Origin of the sequence: Microbacterium sp. ANT_H45B (assembly GCF_008369345.1) — a bacterium.
In the GTDB taxonomy this organism is placed as follows: Bacteria; Actinomycetota; Actinomycetes; order Actinomycetales; family Microbacteriaceae; genus Microbacterium.
The window spans coordinates 189268-206898 of record NZ_VOBK01000002.1 but is presented as its reverse complement, the minus strand read 5'-3'; the positions used below and the strand labels follow the sequence as shown (position 1 = coordinate 206898).

The window sequence follows — 17631 nt, the reverse complement described above, 5'->3', positions numbered from 1 at the left end:
GAGCAGGTGATCCACGGAGACCTCTTAGGCAACGTGATGTTCGCCGACGGGCACCCTCCCGTCGTCATCGACTGGGCCCCGTATTGGCGTCCTCCCGGTCTCGGCGCTGCGATCGCCGTGGTCGACGCCGTCTGTTGGCATGGATATCCCCTACGGAAGCTGGGCCGCGATTTCGGCATCGAGCACTGGCGCCAACTGTTGCTTAGAGCGTTGCTATTCCGGACCACGACGCTACACCTCCTCGGGTATTGGACCGACGATCAGCACCAACGGCATGTGCCCGTAGCTGACGCCATCATCGCCTTGCGCGACTAGTCATTGACAGCCGGTACCGGTATCGAGGGCCTGCTCCGGAACTGGAAGCGGATGGGTGGCCGCGTTTGCGGCGACCCAGCACGCCACGGGACCTTTGTGCTCCGATATCTCCGCCTTCAGGGGGATGTGTGGTCGCGGTGTGTGTGGTGCACTCGGAACACTCGAGTCGATGTGTGGAAGAGGAGAAATGGACGTTTCAAGCCTTCGGTGGTTGCGGTTGGTCAACGTGATGGCTCCCATCGGCGCGGGCGCTGCGATCGTCTGGTTCGGGTTCGCTGCCGCCGATGCGTCTGGTGCTCAGATGGCGGCTGCCAGCGCGATGTTCGCCGCAGTCGCCAGCGGGTGGGCGGGCGCTTTCGCAGCCATCAACGCAAAGTTGAGGCATCCTCCGGTCACTCGGCCGCCTCGATGATCTCTTTCAACGCGGCTGTATGTCCTCGATATGCGCGACGTCCGAGTTCTGTGAGTGACAGGCGCAGGCGTGAGTGCCCTCCTCTTGTCCGGTGTTCCTCCCGCAGGTAGCCGTAACCGACGAGCTGGGCGATGTGCTTGCTGAGGGCGGACTTCGATATGCCCAGTCGCTCCTGAAGCTCACGGAATTCGACATGCGTGGTGGCGTGTGCGATCGCGCAGATTCTCAGCCGATGCGGGGCATGGATCAAGGGATCGAACTTCGCCTCAGCCACGACCGAATGCCTTGCGGTACCGACGCCCCATCTCAAGAGTCGCCACCCCTGCCAGCACTCCCGCGATGATCCACAGCCACGGGATCTCGAGACTCACCGCGAGCACGGCCGGAACACCGACCAGGATCATCATCGCGATCATGTAGGGAAAGACCGCCTGACCATCAGGCCAGACGACCCCATACCCCGGCCTGGTGAAGACCATCCGCATACCGACACCCACCACAGCCACAAGTCCGAGGATGGTGACCACTCTCGATGGCCCCAGGGCGAGCATCTGCGCACTGCTGATCGCGGCCAGAAGCACTGCTTGCGTGATGAAGAACCACCACGGCAATGGCGGGTTCCTCGTCTCTGCCTCGGCGCGGCGTGCGTCTTCGAGCATTGCGTGCGCGTCATCGCGCCCTGGGGGTCGACCACTACCGGTTTCCATGATGGAAACAGTACCAGCCAGTTTCCATAGAGGAAACTGGGTAGATCGAACCGCACAGCACCCTACGGATAGGGTCTCGAGCGGCTGTCGCGATGGCCACGACGTACCAGTACGGCAGCGAAGATCAAGCCTGGACCGCGGCCGCCGGTTCGGGTTCGGGGCTGAAGGGTCGCTCGCGCACGGGCCACCGGAACCGCTCGACGAATCCGGTTATCGTCTTCGAGCGCGTCAGGAGGACGAACAGGCCGTAGCCGATGATCCCGCCCAGGATGTTCGTCATCCAGTCGTTGATGTCCGCGAGGTGTCCACCCAGCGCGAGCCGTGCCGTGGCCATCTGCGTCAGCTCGATGGCCAGGCTCGAACCGGCGACGATCGCCACGACCTTCCACCAGCTCGGCCGCACCGCGAGCAGCGGTACGAGCACACCGAGCGGGACGAACACCGCGATGTTGATCAGAGCATCCTCGAACCCGTAGTCGACGAACGGCACCAGGTACAACGGCAGCGGACGCGGCCCATCGTAGAATCCCGTCCCGACGCGGAGAAAGATCGGGAAGACAGTGTTGGCGAGCACTCCGCCCGCGTAGACCGCGAGGACGGCGGCGACGCTCGTCCGGGCGAGCGTGACGCGCCCGCGCGAGCGGAGCACCCAGATCAGCACCAGGAAGACCACGACTCCGAACGGGATCACGATCGGGAGCATGGGGACTTCGATGAATGTCATTCTCTGCTCCCGGTGAGTGCGGTGTTCGTTCCAGGGTCTGATCCGACGTCGCGCCTGCGCGGGCTTCCGTCTCGGCGCCGGCGAGAAGCATCGAACACGAGCGTGAGCAGGACCGGAAGAGCCATGCCGAGGAGTGCACCGATCGCGACGTCGTGCACGTAGTGCACGCCTTCCACGACGCGGCCGATCGCGACGAGCGCCCCAACGCCGACCATCGCCCACGTGAGCGCCGCTCTGGCGAGCAGCACCGCGACCACCGCCACCGCACCGAAGGCGAGGGTGGCGTGGTTGGAGGGCAGCGACCAGTCCCCCGCCGGCGGGCACTCCGCCGCTGTCACCCATCGAGAACACGGACGCGCCTGTGCGAACAACGCCTTCAGGGCTTCGCTCGTCACGTAGGCCAACAAGACCCCGATCGATGCGACCACGGCACGCGGCCGCTGCGACGGATGCTTCCACCAGACCCAGCCGATCACCGAGGCCGCAGCCAACGCGAGAAGCACGAGCGTGACCTCGGAGACAAGGTCGACGCGCGGGACGGACAGCCCGAAAGAGCTCAGCCACTTCGTGCTCACGACGCTGAAGCTGCCCGGGGCCGGAGCCAGGATCAGTGCTGTGGCCGCCATGGTGACGGCGATGAGCGGAGCGAGCCTGCGGGCGCGCAGAGTGCGAGAGGGCATGATCTCGACCATATTCGTGAGCTCAGCGTCCGGGCGTCAGTCCTGCGATGTACACGCATCAGCCCCGAGGTGGAGATCAGCGGCGAGACGCGTTGCATTCCCTGGAAGAGCACCCGCTCGGCGGGCCTACTGCGCCGCAGCCAGCTATCAGGAGAAGAGCTGGCGAAGCTGGTCGGGATCGCCGGAGTCGACCGCCTTCTGGACCGCGTCAATGGTCTCCTGATCCAGGAACATGCCTTTGAGGGTGCCGTTCCACATCTCCCTCACGGCATCCACATCACCGGCGTCGACCGCCCGCCCCGCGGACTCGATCGCCTGCTGATACGGAATCTGCAGGAACCCCTCAGGCGCGTCATTCGGGCCATAGTAAGGAATCCAGGGACTGTCGGGGTCGGGGGTGAGCCAGAGCACCTGCCCCGGCTGGATCACGCGTACGTGGTTCATCGAGCCCAGGGTGGGGTACGCGCAGAACCGTTCAGCGATCACAGCCTCCACGTCGCCGGGCTCGACCGTATACGTCAACGGGGTGCCGTCCTCATCGACTGTCACCTCGCCCGCCGCGAAGTCGCGTGGACCCAGGTCGCGGAGAGTCCCCTCTCGCGCCCAATACAGACCGCCGGTGCGGCTGATGACCTCGGACATGCCGGAGCAGGTTTCCGACTCGGTCGATTCCGACTCGGTCGATTCCGGCGCCGGTGAAGCCTCGGTCACCGGCTCTGCGACGGCCGCGGGAGCGGATGGCGTGGGCGTCTGAGATGCGCTCGGTGGGGTGGCGGTGCACCCGGCGAGCGCAGCAGCCGTCACGGCCAGTGCGACGAGTACAGGAGCGAGCTTGTGTGCGCCGGACATGACGTCATACTGACAGACGGAGTTGACCTTCTCCACGTCGATGGCTCTAAGGGATGAACTCTGTCGACCAGTAGTCGACGACGAGATTCAGGACGCTCCCCGCCGGCCGAGCTGACACCCGGACGGTCCGCGGATCCCAGAGGGTCCCCGGTACCGACAGCTGCGGAGTCGCGCCCATCTCTTCCGCGAGATCTTCCGGCGACTGCCCTGACGCGAGCCTATCGGCGGCGCACCTTCAGCCTTCTGACCGGCGCACTCGCTGGTTGTGCAGGCCCACCGCGATGATCGCTGCCACCGGGCCGACAAGAATGACCATCACAGCCCAGAGCACACCCCCGGTACTCATGAGTCCCGCTCCGAGGACGATCAGACCTGCACCTGCCGCACGCATCGCGACGGATCCGCGCGGGATCGTCTTCGTGCGTCCCCCCATCGGGATCCGATCCGCTGCGTTCGCTCGCAGAGTCCTGCCCAGAGCGACATGGAAGAGAACGACTCCGAGGACAGCGGCGACCACACCTGCGACGAACATGACATCGACGCTACCAAGCGCGCCCGGGCCGTGCTCACCTCGGCGGCTGCGAGCGCTCGGTCGAGGATCCCGACGACGCCCACGCTCGCTGGAGCGCGGCGAGCGCGGTATCGAACGCATCCGGAGCGAGGTACGTCGGGCCGTCTGCGATGTTCACAGTGCGGAGAGGATCATCGGTCGCGTGCTGAGGGAGCAGGTGACAGTGCAGGTGTGGCATCCGGTGGCCCATGACGAGGTAGTCGATCTTCTTCGATCGGAACACCTCGTCGATGGCGCGCCCCGCGCGTTGCACGTCCGCCCAGAAGGCGGACAACTGCGCCGGAGACAGTTCCGACATGTCCACGACGTGTTTCCGCAGAATCACCAGGCAGTATCCGGCGTGATGCTGATTGCGAGCGAGCCGCACATGACTGGTTTCCGTGGTGGCGACGAGAGCACTGTGATCGTTCGCCAGCAGGTGCGCGTCACCGCACATACCGCAGTGCTCCGCCGCTGCCAGCGCCGCCCATTCGTCTTCCGACCACCACATGGCTCCCACCGTAAGCGATGGCCTTCGGCTGGCAGACGGGACTCGGCAAATGCTCGGGGGTTCGCCGTAGGCTTCGGACGTGACGCCGATCTCTGACCACCCCCAGCGACGGCAGGTCAGGATCGCCGGCGGCTTGTTCGCAGGCGCAACGGCGATCGTCATCGCGGTCATCACCGTCGATCGACTCTCCGCAGGCGCTGCATCCGTGCTCCTCGGTCCCCTCGACGACCAGATCATCCTCAGCGCGTCGATGCTGGTCGCCTCTCTTGCTCTTGTGGCGGGCCTATGGAACGTGTCACCGCCGACCTGGATGCTGCCGTTCAAGATACTCGGGCTCCTCGGGGCGGTGGTCACCGTCCTCGGAGCGGGGGTCTTCACACTCTTCAGCATCGATGTCTCCCGCACGACGCTGATCGAGGGCGGATGCGACACCGGATACGTCGTCGTCGAACGCACGCTGCTGTTCGGGTCGAAGGGGACGGTCTACCAGCAGGAGGGTCTGTTCATCGCCTCACCGATGGGCCGCACCTCGGGGGACGACGCCCATGAGCCGTTCGCCGAGGGCGACTACACCGTCACAACGACGGACGGCACCCTGACCATCGAATACGGCGTGGATCGCGGGGGCCCTACCGCCACGCTTTCGCTCCCCGCGATCGTAGATCGCGTGCCGAGCTGCGGGTATGCGCCCACCAGCCTGGACACTCCGCCGGGGTCCACGGAGCCGACGACGCCGACCGAGGTTCTCACCCCGACGTCGGTGGACGCGGCGATCGATCAGCTTCTCGACGACTCGCTCACCGCCGCGGCAGGGACACCCGTCGATGCGTCGGGCACCCCGATCGACGCGTCGACAGCGGAGCGCAGTCTCGTTCCCTGTGTCGATGGATCAGGCGTGCAGCATCACGTTGATCTCCAGTTCCGCACGGATGACAACGCGACGTCGGTCGCTCAGATCCTCGGCGTCTGGGAAGACGCAGGGTATGAGCCGGACAGAGCGATGCAGGAGGACATCCGATACAGCGAGACGGGCCCGGTCGCACGCCTGACCATGCGCGATACGACGAGCATCGACGGGTTCGTGCGCATGACGATCACCTCGGCGTGTGTGCCTGCGCAGTAGGCCTGCCGCTGCACTTCCTGACCGCCGACGACGATCGATCACTCTGGTGCAGCGACCTCACTCCCCCGCATCCGTCGTGGCGCCGAGCTCGAACGGGTGAGTGAGCCGCCACCACTCGGTGGGCGGGTCGATGCGGCCCTTGATCACCACGGGAGCGGTGACGGTGTTGGGGCCGGCCGTCCAGGTGATGGTCCCCACGACCTCTCCGTCGCGGTACGTGACGGGGCGACCGATATCGGTCGTCATCTCGATGGGCGTGTCAGACCACGTCAGGATCGACGCGCCCTCGCCCAGGACGAGCGTTGCGGTCGACCCCCAGGGGGTCGACAGGGATCCCACCTCCTGGCCCTCCTCCGCGACGAACACGTCGTGGAAGCCGGAGCGGATGCCGTCGAGCGCCGCGATCACGGCGGCGTTCAGCGAGGCTCGTGACAACTCCCCCAGGATGACGCCGGTGACCTCGAGCGGATCGACCGCGCCGACATCCAGGGTCGCCGTGTAGAGCAGGTTGTGCCTGCCCTCGCCGAGGTTCCCGGTCTTCAGCCCGGTGATTCCGGCGGTGCCGAGGAGGGCGTTGGTGTTGACGAGCTGACCGCCGCCGGGGACCGAGACCGACGGTTTCGCGACGATCCGCGCGATCACCGGATGTGCCGCGGCGATCTTCGCGATGGCCAGCAGGTCGGCAGGAGTGCTCGTGTTGCTCGGACTGATGCCCGTGGGTTCCGTGACCGTCGTCCCGGTGAGCCCGTGGGTCGCGAGCCAGTCTCGGGTGGCGCCGAGGAACGCGGCCTGCGATCCGAAGATCCGTGATGACAGTGCCTCGGCGTAGTTGCTCGCGGAGGGCACGAGCATGACGGCCAGGGCGTCGTGCAGCGACATCGACGTACCCGTCGGCATGGGGGCGATCGTCGCGCCCTGCACGTAGTACGCGTCGTAGAGGTCGTGGTCGGCCTTGTCGAACGTGATGGTCGGCCCCGGATCGTACGCGTCGGCGAGCGGCACCTTCTCGAGGATGACGAGAGCGGTGATGAGCTTGGTGATGCTCGCGATCGGAAGCGGCTCCCCCGTCCCTGTCGCCGCCCAGGTTCCGCTCGCCGTCTCGCCGAGATAGGCGTCAGCGCCGGCGACGCTGATCGCCGACGCGGCAGCGGTCGATGTGACGGGAGCGACCGGATCAGTGACGGGCACTGGGGGGAATCGGGTCGACACCGCCGTCGCACCCACCGGCGCCGTGAGCGCCCACCCGACGTAGCCGCCGGTGACGGCCAGCAACAGCACCAGGCAGACGGCGGTGACGATGAGCCCTCGCCGGCGGCGTCCCCGGCGAACGCCGGGATCGATCGGATCCCCGGCGAACTCCTGCTCGCGCGTCATGAGGTCCGCGAAGTCGGACAGATCATCCACCGGCTGATCACGTGCCGTCATAAAGAGCCCCTCATCGCGCCCCACCTGTCGCTCGCAATCGTCCGAAAAGGCCATCATCGCGCATCCGCGCGACCTCCGGTATCGGCCGTTCGGGGGACAAAACCCGACGCACGGCGGGCGATGACGGGTGACGACGACGCCGTGCCCCATCCCCTACTCTGGTGGCTATCGCGAAACCCGGCCGCACGGCGGGTGGCGAACCGAGGAGGAACACGATGGGCATCGCATTCCCGTCCGGCTCGATCTCTGTCACGACCACGACAGGTGACACCGTCATCCTGCGCATCTGCGATCTGTGCGGTGCGACCGTCATCGACGCAGATGACACCGATCTCGCATTCCACAAGCGCTGGCACCGGATGACAGGATCCGGCAACTGGGTCGACCCCGCGACGCGCACCGTCCACGGCCCCGGCAGCCTTCCTCGCTGAACACCATCAGACGCCCGCGACCGCTCTGTCGCGGCGACGCAGGAGTCGCGCATGCTGCTCGATGTGAGTGTCGCGCAGCTGCCGACGACGCCCCACCGGAGCCGGCATCCGTTTGCGAGGGATCCCTGCTCCCCGTACGATCGAGGCGTGCATTTGTTCTTCCTCTGATGGCTGAGTGAGGCCCACCGCGCTCGTCGAACTCTCCGAGCTCGCGGCGGCCGCTCGTTCTCGAGCATGCCGGTCGCCATCAGTTCCGCACTCACTGCGCGTCAGCGCAGTCTTCGGTGCGTCGTCTCGAAGGACTCGAATGCTCACCCCACCCACGAACTCACCAGCGCGCCATCGCGCGCAGCTCATCGCCTCCGACATCTCCGTGACACGCGGAGCGAGGCTCGTGCTCCACGATGTCGGTCTCACCGTGACACCGGCCTCGCGAATCGCGATCGTCGGAGAGAACGGTCGAGGAAAGTCCACGCTGCTCCACGTCCTCGCGGGCACCCTGATTCCGGATGCCGGCACGGTGCACTGCACCGGCACTCTGGGCATCGCGGTTCAGGAGATGACCGCGGGCGACGGGCGCACCGTCGGACAGACCATCGCAGAGGCCATCGAGGAGCCCCTCGCTGCTCTCGCCGCCCTCGATACCGCGGCGCGCGGACTCTCGTCCGGTGACTCCGGAGCTGATGAACGGTACGCCGCAGCTCTCGAACACGCCGAAGCCCTCGACGCATGGGATGCGGAGCGTCGCGTGCAGATCGCGCTCGAGGCGCTGGAGGCCGAGACGGACCCCGACCGATCCCTGAGCGAGCTCTCCGTGGGACAGCGGTACCGCGTGCGGCTCGCGTGCCTGCTTGGAGCGGACCGTGATTTCATCCTGCTCGACGAACCGACCAATCATCTCGACCGATCCGGGCTGGAGTTCCTGACAGCGCAGCTGCGCTCGCGCACGGGAGGTGTCGTGGTGGTCACGCACGATCGGGCCCTGCTGACGGACGTCGCAGACACCATCGTCGATCTCGACCCGAGCCCCGACGGTCGACCCCGGATCTACGGCAACGGGTATGCGGGGTATCGCGAGGGTCGGAAGGCCGAACGGGAACGATGGGAACGGGAGTATCTCGCGCAGCAAGCCGAGCATGCGCGCCTGCAGGACAGCCTCAGCGCTGCGCAGAACCGTCTCGTCTCCGGCTGGCGGCCCGAGAAGGGCACGAACAAGCATGGCCGTGCCACTCGTGCAGGCGGTCTGGTCCAGAGCGTGCGTCGCCATCGTGAGCAGCTCGAAGCCCGAGCACTGACCGTTCCGGAGCCGCCGCAGCAGTTCCGCCTCCCCGAGATGCCGACCAGGGCCGGCGCGGTTCTCCTGAGAGCGGAGGACGTGAGCGTGACACGGCGCCTGACCGGTCCTGTGTCCCTCTCGCTGTCGCACCGCAGCAGGTTGGTGGTGACGGGCCCGAACGGTGCCGGAAAGTCGAGCATGCTCGCCGTGCTCGCGGGTGACCTGCAGCCCGACGCCGGGGCCGTGCGGATGCCGCAGAGCGCGCGGCTCGGGTTCCTTCGCCAGGAGACGGATCTCCCCCTCCATCGACGCGCGAGTGAGCTGTATTCCGCGCATCTGGACACCCTGATAGCTGCCGGGACCCTCGCGGCATCCGAGGCCGTGGGACTCTCACAGCTCGGCCTTCTGCGAGCCCGTCAGACGAACCTGCGGATCGGAGAGCTGTCGATGGGCCAGCAACGTCGGCTCGACCTCGCCCTGGTACTCGCGGCCCGACCTCACGTGCTTCTGCTCGACGAGCCGACCAACCATCTCTCCATCGCGCTCGTGGACGAACTCACCGAGGCGCTCAGCGCGACGCAGGCCGCGGTGGTGGTCTCCTCGCACGATCGCCAACTTCTGCGTGACGTGGACGACTGGCCGCACCTGCGTCTCGGAGGAAAGACGGAGAGAGAGGTGCTGGCGTGAAGTAGCGCTGTGGCGCCGTCGTGAGCACGTGAGCACGAGAGCACGGCCAGGACTCTCACCGCTGCGCGACGCCCGTCATGACGATGTCACGCTCACGGCGATCTGAGCCGCGAATTGCGCGTCGACGCACGTCTGACGGACAAGATCGCGGCGAAATCTGCCAGAGGTCGACCGCAGGCGCTCGCGACGCCGGCTCCGATGCCATGATCGGGAGATGCGCCGATCCGAAGAACTCGATCACGCCGTGGACGTCTACTTCCGCGGCATCCACGACGGCGATGTGACGCTGCTCGACCAGGTGTTCCACCCCGCGAGTTCGCTGTTCGATGTCGATGAGGGTGTGGTGACCGTCGATCCGTATCCCGCCTGGCGGCACATCGTCGAGACCCGGGCATCTCCGGCGTCGATCGGCCAGGCGCGCGAGGAGGAGGTGCTCTCGATCGACTGGCTCTCGGATGCCGCAGCAGTCGTGCACGTGCGACTGCGCGTGATCGACAGCATCTTCGTGGATCAGCTCTCTTTCGTCGATGGACCGCACGGGTGGCAGATCGTCGCGAAGGTGTGGCACCTGGAATCCACCCTCTAGGCCCCCGCCCTCTCGCCGCCCGCCGGCCTCTCGCCGCCCCCGTCGCCGAGAGGACGGCGGCGGTTCGCGCATCACACCCTCACCCCGTCTCGAATGCCTGCGAGGAGCTTCTCACCGATGCCGGGTACGGCGAGCAGGTCGTCGACGGACTGGAATCGGCCGTTGTCCTCCCGCCAGGCGATGATCCGTTCGGCCAGCGCGGGGCCGATCCGCGGCAGGGTCTCCAACGCGGCCTGATCGGCAGCGTTCAGATCGACGAGACCGTCATCGGGGCTGGTCGCGCCCGACTCAGCCCCCGTCGCACCGATGGCCGGAACGACGATCTGCTCCCCGTCGGAGAGCACCCTGGCAAGATTCACCGCCGCCAGGTCGGCGGCATCGGTCGTTCCTCCTGCCGCGGCGATCGCGTCGACGAGACGCGAATCGACATCGAGCACGTAGAGTCCGGGAACCTCCACGGCGCCGAGCACATGGACGTACAGCTCACCCGAGGAACCGGCGTCGATCGCGGCATCCGTCGCCAGCGGAACCGATTCGGTCGGAGGCGCCTGCCCCCGCATCAGCCCGAGCCCCACCGCGACGGAGAGCACGACGAGCGCGACGACGATCGCGGCGCCCACACTCAGGCGCAGCGCCCGGGGATGAGGGGTCGCTGCGGGCGGATCTGGCATCCCGCAACGCTAAGGGCGCGGGCGGTCACCCCTGACGCATCCGGCCGCTCTGCGTGAGGAATCCACGAAGAGCGGCCGGATGTGCAGAACGAGAGTCCGGAGGTGAGATCCCCCGGCGAGTCAGCCCTTGACGACGATGCTGACGATCTTCGGCGCACGGACGACGACCTTGATGATCTCGCGATCGCCGATCGAGCGGATGACGCGCTCGTCCGCACGGGCGAGCGCTTCGAGATCCGCCTCTCCGATGCGGGCGGGCACCTCGAGCTGGGCGCGCACCTTGCCACCCACCTGCACGACCGCCGTCACCGTGTCCTCGACGAGGAGCGCGGGGTCGGCGGAGCGCCAGGTGACGAGACCGACCGAGGGCTCATGTCCGAGGATCTCCCACATCTCCTCCGCCGTGTGCGGGGCGATGAGGTCGAGCATCACGGCGAGGGTCTCTGCCGCTTCGCGGACCGCCGGATCGGCCGCGCCTGCCGCACCGTCGATGGTCTTGCGGGTGATGTTCGCGAGCTCCATCAGACGCGCGACGAGCACGTTGAACTTGGTCTGCTCGACCAGGGACGGAGCTTCGGAGAGCAGCTTGTGCGTGGCGCGTCGCAGGGCGGCGTCGCCGCCGGCGAAGACCACATCGACCGGGCTCGAGACTTCGTTGGCGATGCGCAGCGCGCGTGCCAGGAACTTCTGTGCACCCGTGGTCGAGACGTCGGCCCAGTCCTTGTCGTCCTCTACGGGGCCTGCGAACGCGAGACCCACGCGCAGCGCATCGGCGCCGTGCGCGTCGAGCTCCTCCTCGAACAGCACCAGGTTGCCCTTGCTCTTCGACATCTTCGCGCCGTCGAGCAGGACCATGCCCTGGTTGATGAGGTTCGAGAAAGGCTCCGTGAAGTCGATCAGGCCCATGTCGAACAGCACCTTGGTGATGAAGCGCGCGTAGAGCAGGTGCAGGATGGCGTGCTCGACACCGCCGATGTAGGAGTCGACCGGCGACCAGCGTGCCGCCTGCTTCGGGTCGAACGCCACGGTCTCGCTGTGGGGCGAGAGGAAGCGCAGGAAGTACCACGAGCTGTCCACGAACGTGTCCATGGTGTCGGGATCACGCAGCACGGGATCCCCGCTCTCGGCGTCGACCGTGCGCACCCAGCTCTCCGCCGCACCCAGCGGCGACGATCCCTTCGGCTTCAGGTCGAGACCCTCCACGCTGGGCAGCTTCACCGGGAGCTGGTCCTCGGGGACCGGGATGATCCGGCCGTCCTCGGCGTGCAGCATCGGGATGGGCGTGCCCCAGAAACGCTGACGCGAGATCAGCCAGTCGCGCAGACGGTAGTTCTTCGCTGCACGACCCGTGCCGGTGGACTCGAGCTGCTCGATCGCGCGGGCGATCGCGTTGCGCTTCGAGAGGCCGTTGAGCGCGCCGGAGTTGATCATCCGACCCTCGCCTGTGAGGGCGATGCCGGTGGATGCCGGGTTCTGCTCGTCGAGCGCCGCGCCGGTGTCGATCGGCACGCCCTCGTCATCGACCTCGATGACCGGCATCGCACCGGTGATGGGGGCCGTGGTGTCCACGACGACCTTGACCGGCAGATCGAAGGCGCGGGCGAAGTCGAGGTCGCGCTGATCGTGAGCAGGCACGGCCATCACCGCGCCGTGGCCGTAGTCGGCCAGCACGTAGTCGGCCGCCCAGACCGGCAGCTTCTCGCCGTTGACCGGGTTGATGGCGTAGCGCTCCAGGAACACGCCGGTCTTGGGGCGATCGGTCGCCTGCCGGTCGACGTCGGTGGTCTTCTGCACGTCGGCGAGGTACTTCTGGAAGCGCGTGCGCACCTCGTCGGGCGCATCGGCCGCGATCTCGCTCGCCAGATCGGAGTCGGGGGCGACCACGAAGAACGTCGCTCCGTGCAGCGTGTCGGGGCGCGTGGAGAACACGGTGACGGGCTCGTCGCGTCCCTCGATGCGGAAGTCGACGTCAGCGCCGATGGAGCGCCCGATCCAGTTGCGCTGCATCTGCAGCACCTTGTGCGGCCAGAACCCCTCGAGCTGGTTCAGGTCGTCGAGCAGTCGGTCGGCGTAATCGGTGATCTTGAAGTACCACTGCGTCAGCTTCTTCTTCACGACCTCCGCACCGCAGCGATCGCAGCGCCCGTCGACGACCTGCTCGTTCGCCAGCACGGTCTGGTCGTTCGGGCACCAGTTCACGGCGCTCTTCTTGCGGTAGGCGAGGCCGCGCTCGTGCAGCTTCAGGAACAGCCACTGGTTCCAGCGGTAGTACTCGGGATCCGAGGTGTGCAGCACGCGGGACCAGTCGAACGAGACACCGTAGTTCCGGAACGCCTGCTTCTGCTGGGCGATGTTCTGGTACGTCCACTCACGCGGGTCCGCCCCCTGGCGGATCGCCGCATTCTCGGCAGGCAGACCGAAGGAGTCCCACCCGATGGGGTTGAGGACGTTGTGCCCGCGGTGACGCCAGAACCGGGCCACGATGTCGGAGTACAGGTAGTTCTCGGCGTGCCCCATGTGCAGGTCGCCGGACGGGTACGGGAACATCGCCAGCACGTAGCGGCGTGGCCGCGTGTCGTCGTCGCCGCCGGTGAGGAACGTCTCGTTCTCCGCCCAGTACTTCTGCCACTTGGCCTGGATAGCGTGCGCCGAGGAGGTCTCCTCGTCGACGGGAGAGGTGGACAGGTTCTCAGACAACGAACGCACGACCAATCTGATGGGAAAAGGGGATCAGCTCAGGATATCGGAAGCCCAGGCCGCGGGCGTTTCCGCACCGAGAGCAGCAAGGGGGGCGCGGGCTTTGGTCGCCACCTCCCCGACCTCCCGGGCGGCGGCGGATCCCCAGGTGATCCCGCCGCCGGCTCCGACCACGGCGCGATCGCCGTCGACGACGATGCTGCGGATGACCATCGCCAGGTCGAGCCCGCCGTCGTCGCCGATGTACCCGAAGCATCCCGCATAGACACCGCGCGGGCCGGCCTCGAGGTCGTGCAGACGCGTCATCGCCGACAGTTTAGGCGCCCCCGTCATGCTGCCGGCCGGGAAGGCCGCCGCGAAGAGGTCGCCGACAGTCACTCCCTCGGCAGCCGTGCCGCTGACCGTGCTGACCAGCTGGTGCACGGCCGGGTAGGTCTCGACCTCCCACAGCGCATCGACACGGATCGACCCGGGAACACACACTCGCGAGAGGTCGTTGCGCATCAGGTCGACGATCATCACGTTCTCCGCGCGCTCCTTCGCGTCGACGGCGAGTTCTGCGGCGAGCGCGGCATCGGACTCCGCATCCTGGCCACGCGGCCTGGTGCCTTTGATCGGCCGGGTGCGGATCACCCCGCCCTCGGCGTGCAGGAACTGCTCCGGGCTCGCGCTGAGGAGCGCCCGCCCCCCGATCCGCACGAAACCGCCGTGGTGCGCGGGGGTCGCCGAGCGGAGTCGACGGTACGCGGATGCCGCGTCGTGTGCGCCCTCGACGGTGAAGCGCGTCGTGAGGCAGAGCTGGTAGGCGATGCCCTGTCGGATGAGATCGCGGCAGCGTTCGATCAGCACCGCGTACTCTTCGGGCGTGTGCCGCGCGTCGGCGATCCTCGGGGCGTCCGGGGGCGGTGCGACCTCCGTGACGGGCGATCTGCTGTCCGCCATCCGGGCGACCTCGTCCGCCCACTCGGCGAGATCGTTCCGAGGCGCGGAGACCCAGGTGCGACCGGTCCTGTGGTCGAGGGCGACGAGACGAGTCACCTGCAGCCACGCCCCGTCGGCACGGCCGACCTCACCGGACACCGGCGCACCGGCGGCGCTCGCGCCGGTCTCGTAGTCCTGCCAGCCGACCCAGCCTCCGCGCAGCGGCGGGTGATCGGGCTCGGCGACGGGTGCGCCGGTGAGGGGACCACCGGAGGGGAACCCACAGCGCTCACCCGTTCCGATGAAGCTCCATCCCTCGACGGCGTCGGCTCCCGCGTCGAGCCAGAACAGGTCTGCCCCTCGCGCCTCGAGCGCGAGGAAGAGCGCGAGGGGCTCGACCTCGGCGGAGAGGATGCGGGCGCTCAGACGTTCGGGCACGTTCTCAGCCTAGGCCGCGGCGACTCCCGTACTCTCGAGGAGTGGACGAGCTCGTACCGTGGTTGATCGACTTCATGAGGTCGATCGATCCGATCGCCCGCACACTGATCGCCGGTGTCGCCGTGCTCCTCGAGACGAGCGTGCTGATCGGTCTGATCTTCCCCGGCGACACGGTCGTCCTCGTCGCCTCCATCGGCATCACCACCGTCCCCCAGGGCATCGCCATGGTCCTTGCGGTCGTGGTCGGCGCGCTGATCGGCGAGAGCATCGGCTTCTGGCTCGGTCGATGGATCGGTCCGCACATCCGCGCCTCCTGGGTGGGGCGACGGGTCGGCGAGGAGAACTGGGTACGCGCCGAGCGGTATCTGGCACGACGGGGCGGCATCGCGATCTTCCTGTCGCGCTTCCTCCCCGTGCTGCATTCGCTGGTCCCCCTCACCGTCGGGATGAGCCATTACTCCTACCGCCGCTTCCTCGCATGGACGGCCCCCGCCTGTCTGCTGTGGGCGACCGCCTACGTCAGCATCACCTCTCTCGCGGCGGGGAGTTTCGATGAGCTCGCGGACCGTGTGCACTACGCGGGGTACATCTTCGTGGGCATCATCGCCCTGTTCCTCCTCGCGGTGTTCATCGGCAAGAAGGTGCTCTCCCGTCTCGAGGCCCGTCACCTCGACATCTCCGATGCGGAGGGCGCGGACGAGGCGACCGACGTGAAAGACTGAAGCAATGGCTTCGTCACCCCAGACGCCCCGGATCCACTGGTTCGCGCGTCTCGAACACCGCCTCCACGTATGGCGGGAAGGACGAGCGCGCCGCCGCGGTCGCACGGCGACCATCCTCCCGTTCCCCGGCTACGGCGGGCCCGGTTGGGTGCGTGTCGTCGGTCGGGTTCTCATCGTTCCGCCCGCACGCAGCACCAAGGACGGCGAGCTGGCGAGTGTGCGCGGGTGGCGCAGCTTCGTCGGCATCCCGGTCAGCTTCGCGAAGGTCACCGTACGGATCGGGGATTCCGATCATGATGTCGTCGCGGATCGGGGCGGGGTGATCGACTCGGTCGTGCACGCGGATCTCGAACCGGGATGGCAGAACTTCACCTTCTCGGTGGAGGGCGGGGATGCCGTCGAGGCGACCGCGTTCATCGTCTCGGCGTCCACGCACTTCGGTGTCGTGTCGGACGTCGATGACACGGTCATGGTGACGGCCCTCCCCCGCCCCTTCATCGCCGCCTGGAACTCCTTCGTCGTCGACGAACACGCGCGTCTCCCGGTCCCCGGTATGGCCGTGCTCCTCGACCAGGTGCTGCGCGAGCACCCCGGCGCTCCGATGGTCTACCTCTCCACGGGCGCCTGGAACGTGGCTCCGACATTGCGGCGCTTCCTCGGTCGCCACCTGTTCCCCGCCGGATCCATGCTCCTCACCGACTGGGGGCCCACGCACGACCGGTGGTTCCGCAGCGGTCGCGAGCACAAGCTGACCAACCTCCGTCGACTCGCCACGGAGTTCCCCCATGTGAAGTGGCTGCTCATCGGAGACGACGGTCAGCACGACGAGGCGATCTACTCCGAGTTCATGGAGGAGCACCCCACCTCCGTCGCCGGCGTCGCGATCCGTCGACTGCTGCCGGCCGAGGCCGTGCTCGCCGGTGGTCGAGCAGGTCGCGAGCCGCACTCCGAGGACGTCGCTCCCTGGGTCAGTGCCGAAGACGGTGCAGGACTCCGCGACCTGCTCGGCGAAGCCGGCATCCTCCGCTGACATGAGCGCCTCCCTCCCCCGCCACGTCTGGCTGGAGCGCGAGCACGAGCATCAGGCCCGGGCGGACGCACTCACCGCAGCACACCGCGAGCGCGCGTCGCGGCGCGAGAAGCATCCGGTCTGGGACTTCCTCTTCACCTACTACAGCTACAAGCCGGCACAGCTGCGCCGCTGGCATCCGGGCGCCGGCGTCGAGCTCGAGGATGCTCCCGAACGCCGGTCCTGGCGCTGGTACACCGAAGGATCAACTCCCGAGGGTGTGACGCCCGACGCGGCACTCTTCGCCCACGAGAAATCGGACCTGGCGGGCCTCATCGAGCGGATGCTGCGCCGCACCGCCTCACGCCCCGGGCAGTTCGGCTGCTTCGGACTGCACGAGTGGGCGATGGTGTACCGCGCAGACGAGCACCGGCACGCCGTCGCTCTGCGTCTCGGCCAGGCCGAAACCGATCGTGTCGTCGAGGCGCACGACCTCCGCTGCACGCACTTCGACGCCTTCCGGTTCTTCACCCCCGAGGCCGTGCCCCGCAATCGCTCACCTCTGACGCGTGACGACCAGTCGCTGTTCGAGCAGCCCGGATGCCTGCACGCCGGCATGGATCTGTACAAGTGGGCGCTGAAGCTGGGCCCCCTCGTGCCGGGTGAGCTCCTGCTCGACGCCTTCGAGCTGGCGAGGGACATCAGGCTCCTCGACATGCAGGCCGCACCCTACGACCTGTCGGCATGGGGCGTCGTCCCGGTGCCGATCGAGACCGCCGAGGGCAAGGCCGAGTACGTCCGCCAGCAGCGCGGCTTCGCCGAGCGGGGAACGCGGTTGCGTGTCGACCTTCTCGACGCCTGGCTCGGCACGCCCGTCGCCGCGCACGTCTGAGCGGT

The 17631-nt window shown here is 67.5% G+C and carries 19 protein-coding genes; 7 read left to right on the top strand and 12 right to left on the bottom strand.

Annotation, left to right across the window (positions count from 1 at the left end; all coding sequences use genetic code 11):
- Positions 1 to 707: 707 nt before the first annotated feature.
- From FQ142_RS07320 to FQ142_RS07290, 7 genes are all read right to left on the bottom strand, one after another.
- Entirely contained in the window at positions 708 to 1001 is a 294-nt protein-coding gene (locus tag FQ142_RS07320; protein ID WP_149422825.1) for a transcriptional regulator, read from the bottom strand.
- Entirely contained in the window at positions 994 to 1386 is a 393-nt protein-coding gene (locus FQ142_RS07315; RefSeq protein WP_149422824.1) for a hypothetical protein, read from the bottom strand. The genes FQ142_RS07320 and FQ142_RS07315 overlap by 8 nt, the downstream gene beginning before the upstream one ends.
- A 172-nt stretch (positions 1387 to 1558) precedes the next feature.
- Positions 1559 to 2158, bottom strand: a complete 600-nt coding sequence (locus tag FQ142_RS07310; protein WP_149422823.1) for a VanZ family protein — start codon at positions 2156 to 2158, stop codon at positions 1559 to 1561.
- Entirely contained in the window at positions 2155 to 2838 is a 684-nt protein-coding gene (locus FQ142_RS07305) for a phosphatase PAP2 family protein (protein ID WP_188042344.1), read from the bottom strand. The genes FQ142_RS07310 and FQ142_RS07305 overlap by 4 nt, the downstream gene beginning before the upstream one ends.
- A 147-nt stretch (positions 2839 to 2985) precedes the next feature.
- Positions 2986 to 3723, bottom strand: coding sequence for a hypothetical protein (locus tag FQ142_RS07300; protein WP_149422821.1), 738 nt, complete (start codon positions 3721 to 3723; stop codon positions 2986 to 2988).
- A gap of 199 nt (positions 3724 to 3922) precedes the next feature.
- Positions 3923 to 4219, bottom strand: coding sequence for a hypothetical protein (locus FQ142_RS07295; RefSeq protein ID WP_149422820.1), 297 nt, complete (start codon positions 4217 to 4219; stop codon positions 3923 to 3925).
- A 34-nt stretch (positions 4220 to 4253) separates the two neighbouring features.
- A complete protein-coding gene (locus FQ142_RS07290; protein WP_188042343.1) occupies positions 4254 to 4910 on the bottom strand; it encodes an HIT family protein in 657 nt (218 codons plus the stop codon).
- On the opposite strand from FQ142_RS07290, the gene FQ142_RS07285 reads away from it, so the two are divergent.
- Positions 4882 to 5871, top strand: coding sequence for a hypothetical protein (locus tag FQ142_RS07285; RefSeq protein WP_188042342.1), 990 nt, complete (start codon positions 4882 to 4884; stop codon positions 5869 to 5871). The genes FQ142_RS07290 and FQ142_RS07285 overlap by 29 nt on opposite strands.
- A 57-nt stretch (positions 5872 to 5928) precedes the next feature.
- Here the strand turns inward: FQ142_RS07285 and FQ142_RS07280 are convergent, their stop codons facing one another.
- Positions 5929 to 7296 (bottom strand): D-alanyl-D-alanine carboxypeptidase family protein, encoded by a 1368-nt coding sequence (locus tag FQ142_RS07280; protein WP_149422817.1) that lies wholly within the window; start codon positions 7294 to 7296, stop codon positions 5929 to 5931.
- 215 nt (positions 7297 to 7511) lie between these two features.
- Here FQ142_RS07280 and FQ142_RS07275 point away from each other — a divergent pair, with 215 nt between their 5' ends.
- Positions 7512 to 7727 (top strand): histidine ammonia-lyase, encoded by a 216-nt coding sequence (locus FQ142_RS07275; protein WP_149422816.1) that lies wholly within the window; start codon positions 7512 to 7514, stop codon positions 7725 to 7727.
- Between the two features lie 6 nt (positions 7728 to 7733).
- Here FQ142_RS07275 and FQ142_RS17450 read toward each other — a convergent pair whose 3' ends face one another.
- A complete protein-coding gene (locus tag FQ142_RS17450) occupies positions 7734 to 7880 on the bottom strand; it encodes a hypothetical protein (protein ID WP_188042341.1) in 147 nt (48 codons plus the stop codon).
- 154 nt (positions 7881 to 8034) lie between these two features.
- On the opposite strand from FQ142_RS17450, the gene FQ142_RS07270 reads away from it, so the two are divergent.
- Positions 8035 to 9690 (top strand): ABC-F family ATP-binding cassette domain-containing protein, encoded by a 1656-nt coding sequence (locus FQ142_RS07270; RefSeq protein WP_149422815.1) that lies wholly within the window; start codon positions 8035 to 8037, stop codon positions 9688 to 9690.
- Between the two features lie 214 nt (positions 9691 to 9904).
- On the top strand, positions 9905 to 10276 hold the full coding sequence (locus FQ142_RS07265) for a nuclear transport factor 2 family protein (protein WP_149422814.1): 372 nt from the start codon (positions 9905 to 9907) through the stop codon (positions 10274 to 10276).
- 71 nt (positions 10277 to 10347) lie between these two features.
- Here the strand turns inward: FQ142_RS07265 and FQ142_RS07260 are convergent, their stop codons facing one another.
- The 3 genes from FQ142_RS07260 to FQ142_RS07250 form a co-directional block, all read right to left on the bottom strand.
- The gene (locus tag FQ142_RS07260) at positions 10348 to 10947 is read right to left on the bottom strand and encodes a ComEA family DNA-binding protein (RefSeq protein ID WP_149422813.1); all 600 of its coding nucleotides are present in this window, start codon (positions 10945 to 10947) and stop codon (positions 10348 to 10350) included.
- 120 nt (positions 10948 to 11067) lie between these two features.
- Positions 11068 to 13644 (bottom strand): leucine--tRNA ligase, encoded by a 2577-nt coding sequence (gene leuS, locus FQ142_RS07255; protein WP_149423470.1) that lies wholly within the window; start codon positions 13642 to 13644, stop codon positions 11068 to 11070.
- Between the two features lie 33 nt (positions 13645 to 13677).
- On the bottom strand, positions 13678 to 15003 hold the full coding sequence (locus tag FQ142_RS07250; RefSeq protein ID WP_149422812.1) for an anthranilate synthase component I family protein: 1326 nt from the start codon (positions 15001 to 15003) through the stop codon (positions 13678 to 13680).
- A 41-nt stretch (positions 15004 to 15044) separates the two neighbouring features.
- On the opposite strand from FQ142_RS07250, the gene FQ142_RS07245 reads away from it, so the two are divergent.
- From FQ142_RS07245 to FQ142_RS07235, 3 genes are read left to right on the top strand one after another with little or no spacing between them, the layout of a single operon-like run.
- Positions 15045 to 15725 carry a DedA family protein gene (locus FQ142_RS07245; RefSeq protein ID WP_056418310.1) on the top strand — a complete coding sequence of 227 codons (681 nt, stop codon included), beginning with the start codon at positions 15045 to 15047 and terminating at the stop codon, positions 15723 to 15725.
- 4 nt (positions 15726 to 15729) lie between these two features.
- Positions 15730 to 16755 carry an App1 family protein gene (locus FQ142_RS07240; protein WP_056418312.1) on the top strand — a complete coding sequence of 342 codons (1026 nt, stop codon included), beginning with the start codon at positions 15730 to 15732 and terminating at the stop codon, positions 16753 to 16755.
- 1 nt (position 16756) lies between these two features.
- On the top strand, positions 16757 to 17626 hold the full coding sequence (locus tag FQ142_RS07235) for a 3-methyladenine DNA glycosylase (protein WP_149422811.1): 870 nt from the start codon (positions 16757 to 16759) through the stop codon (positions 17624 to 17626).
- Positions 17627 to 17631: the final 5 nt, after the last annotated feature.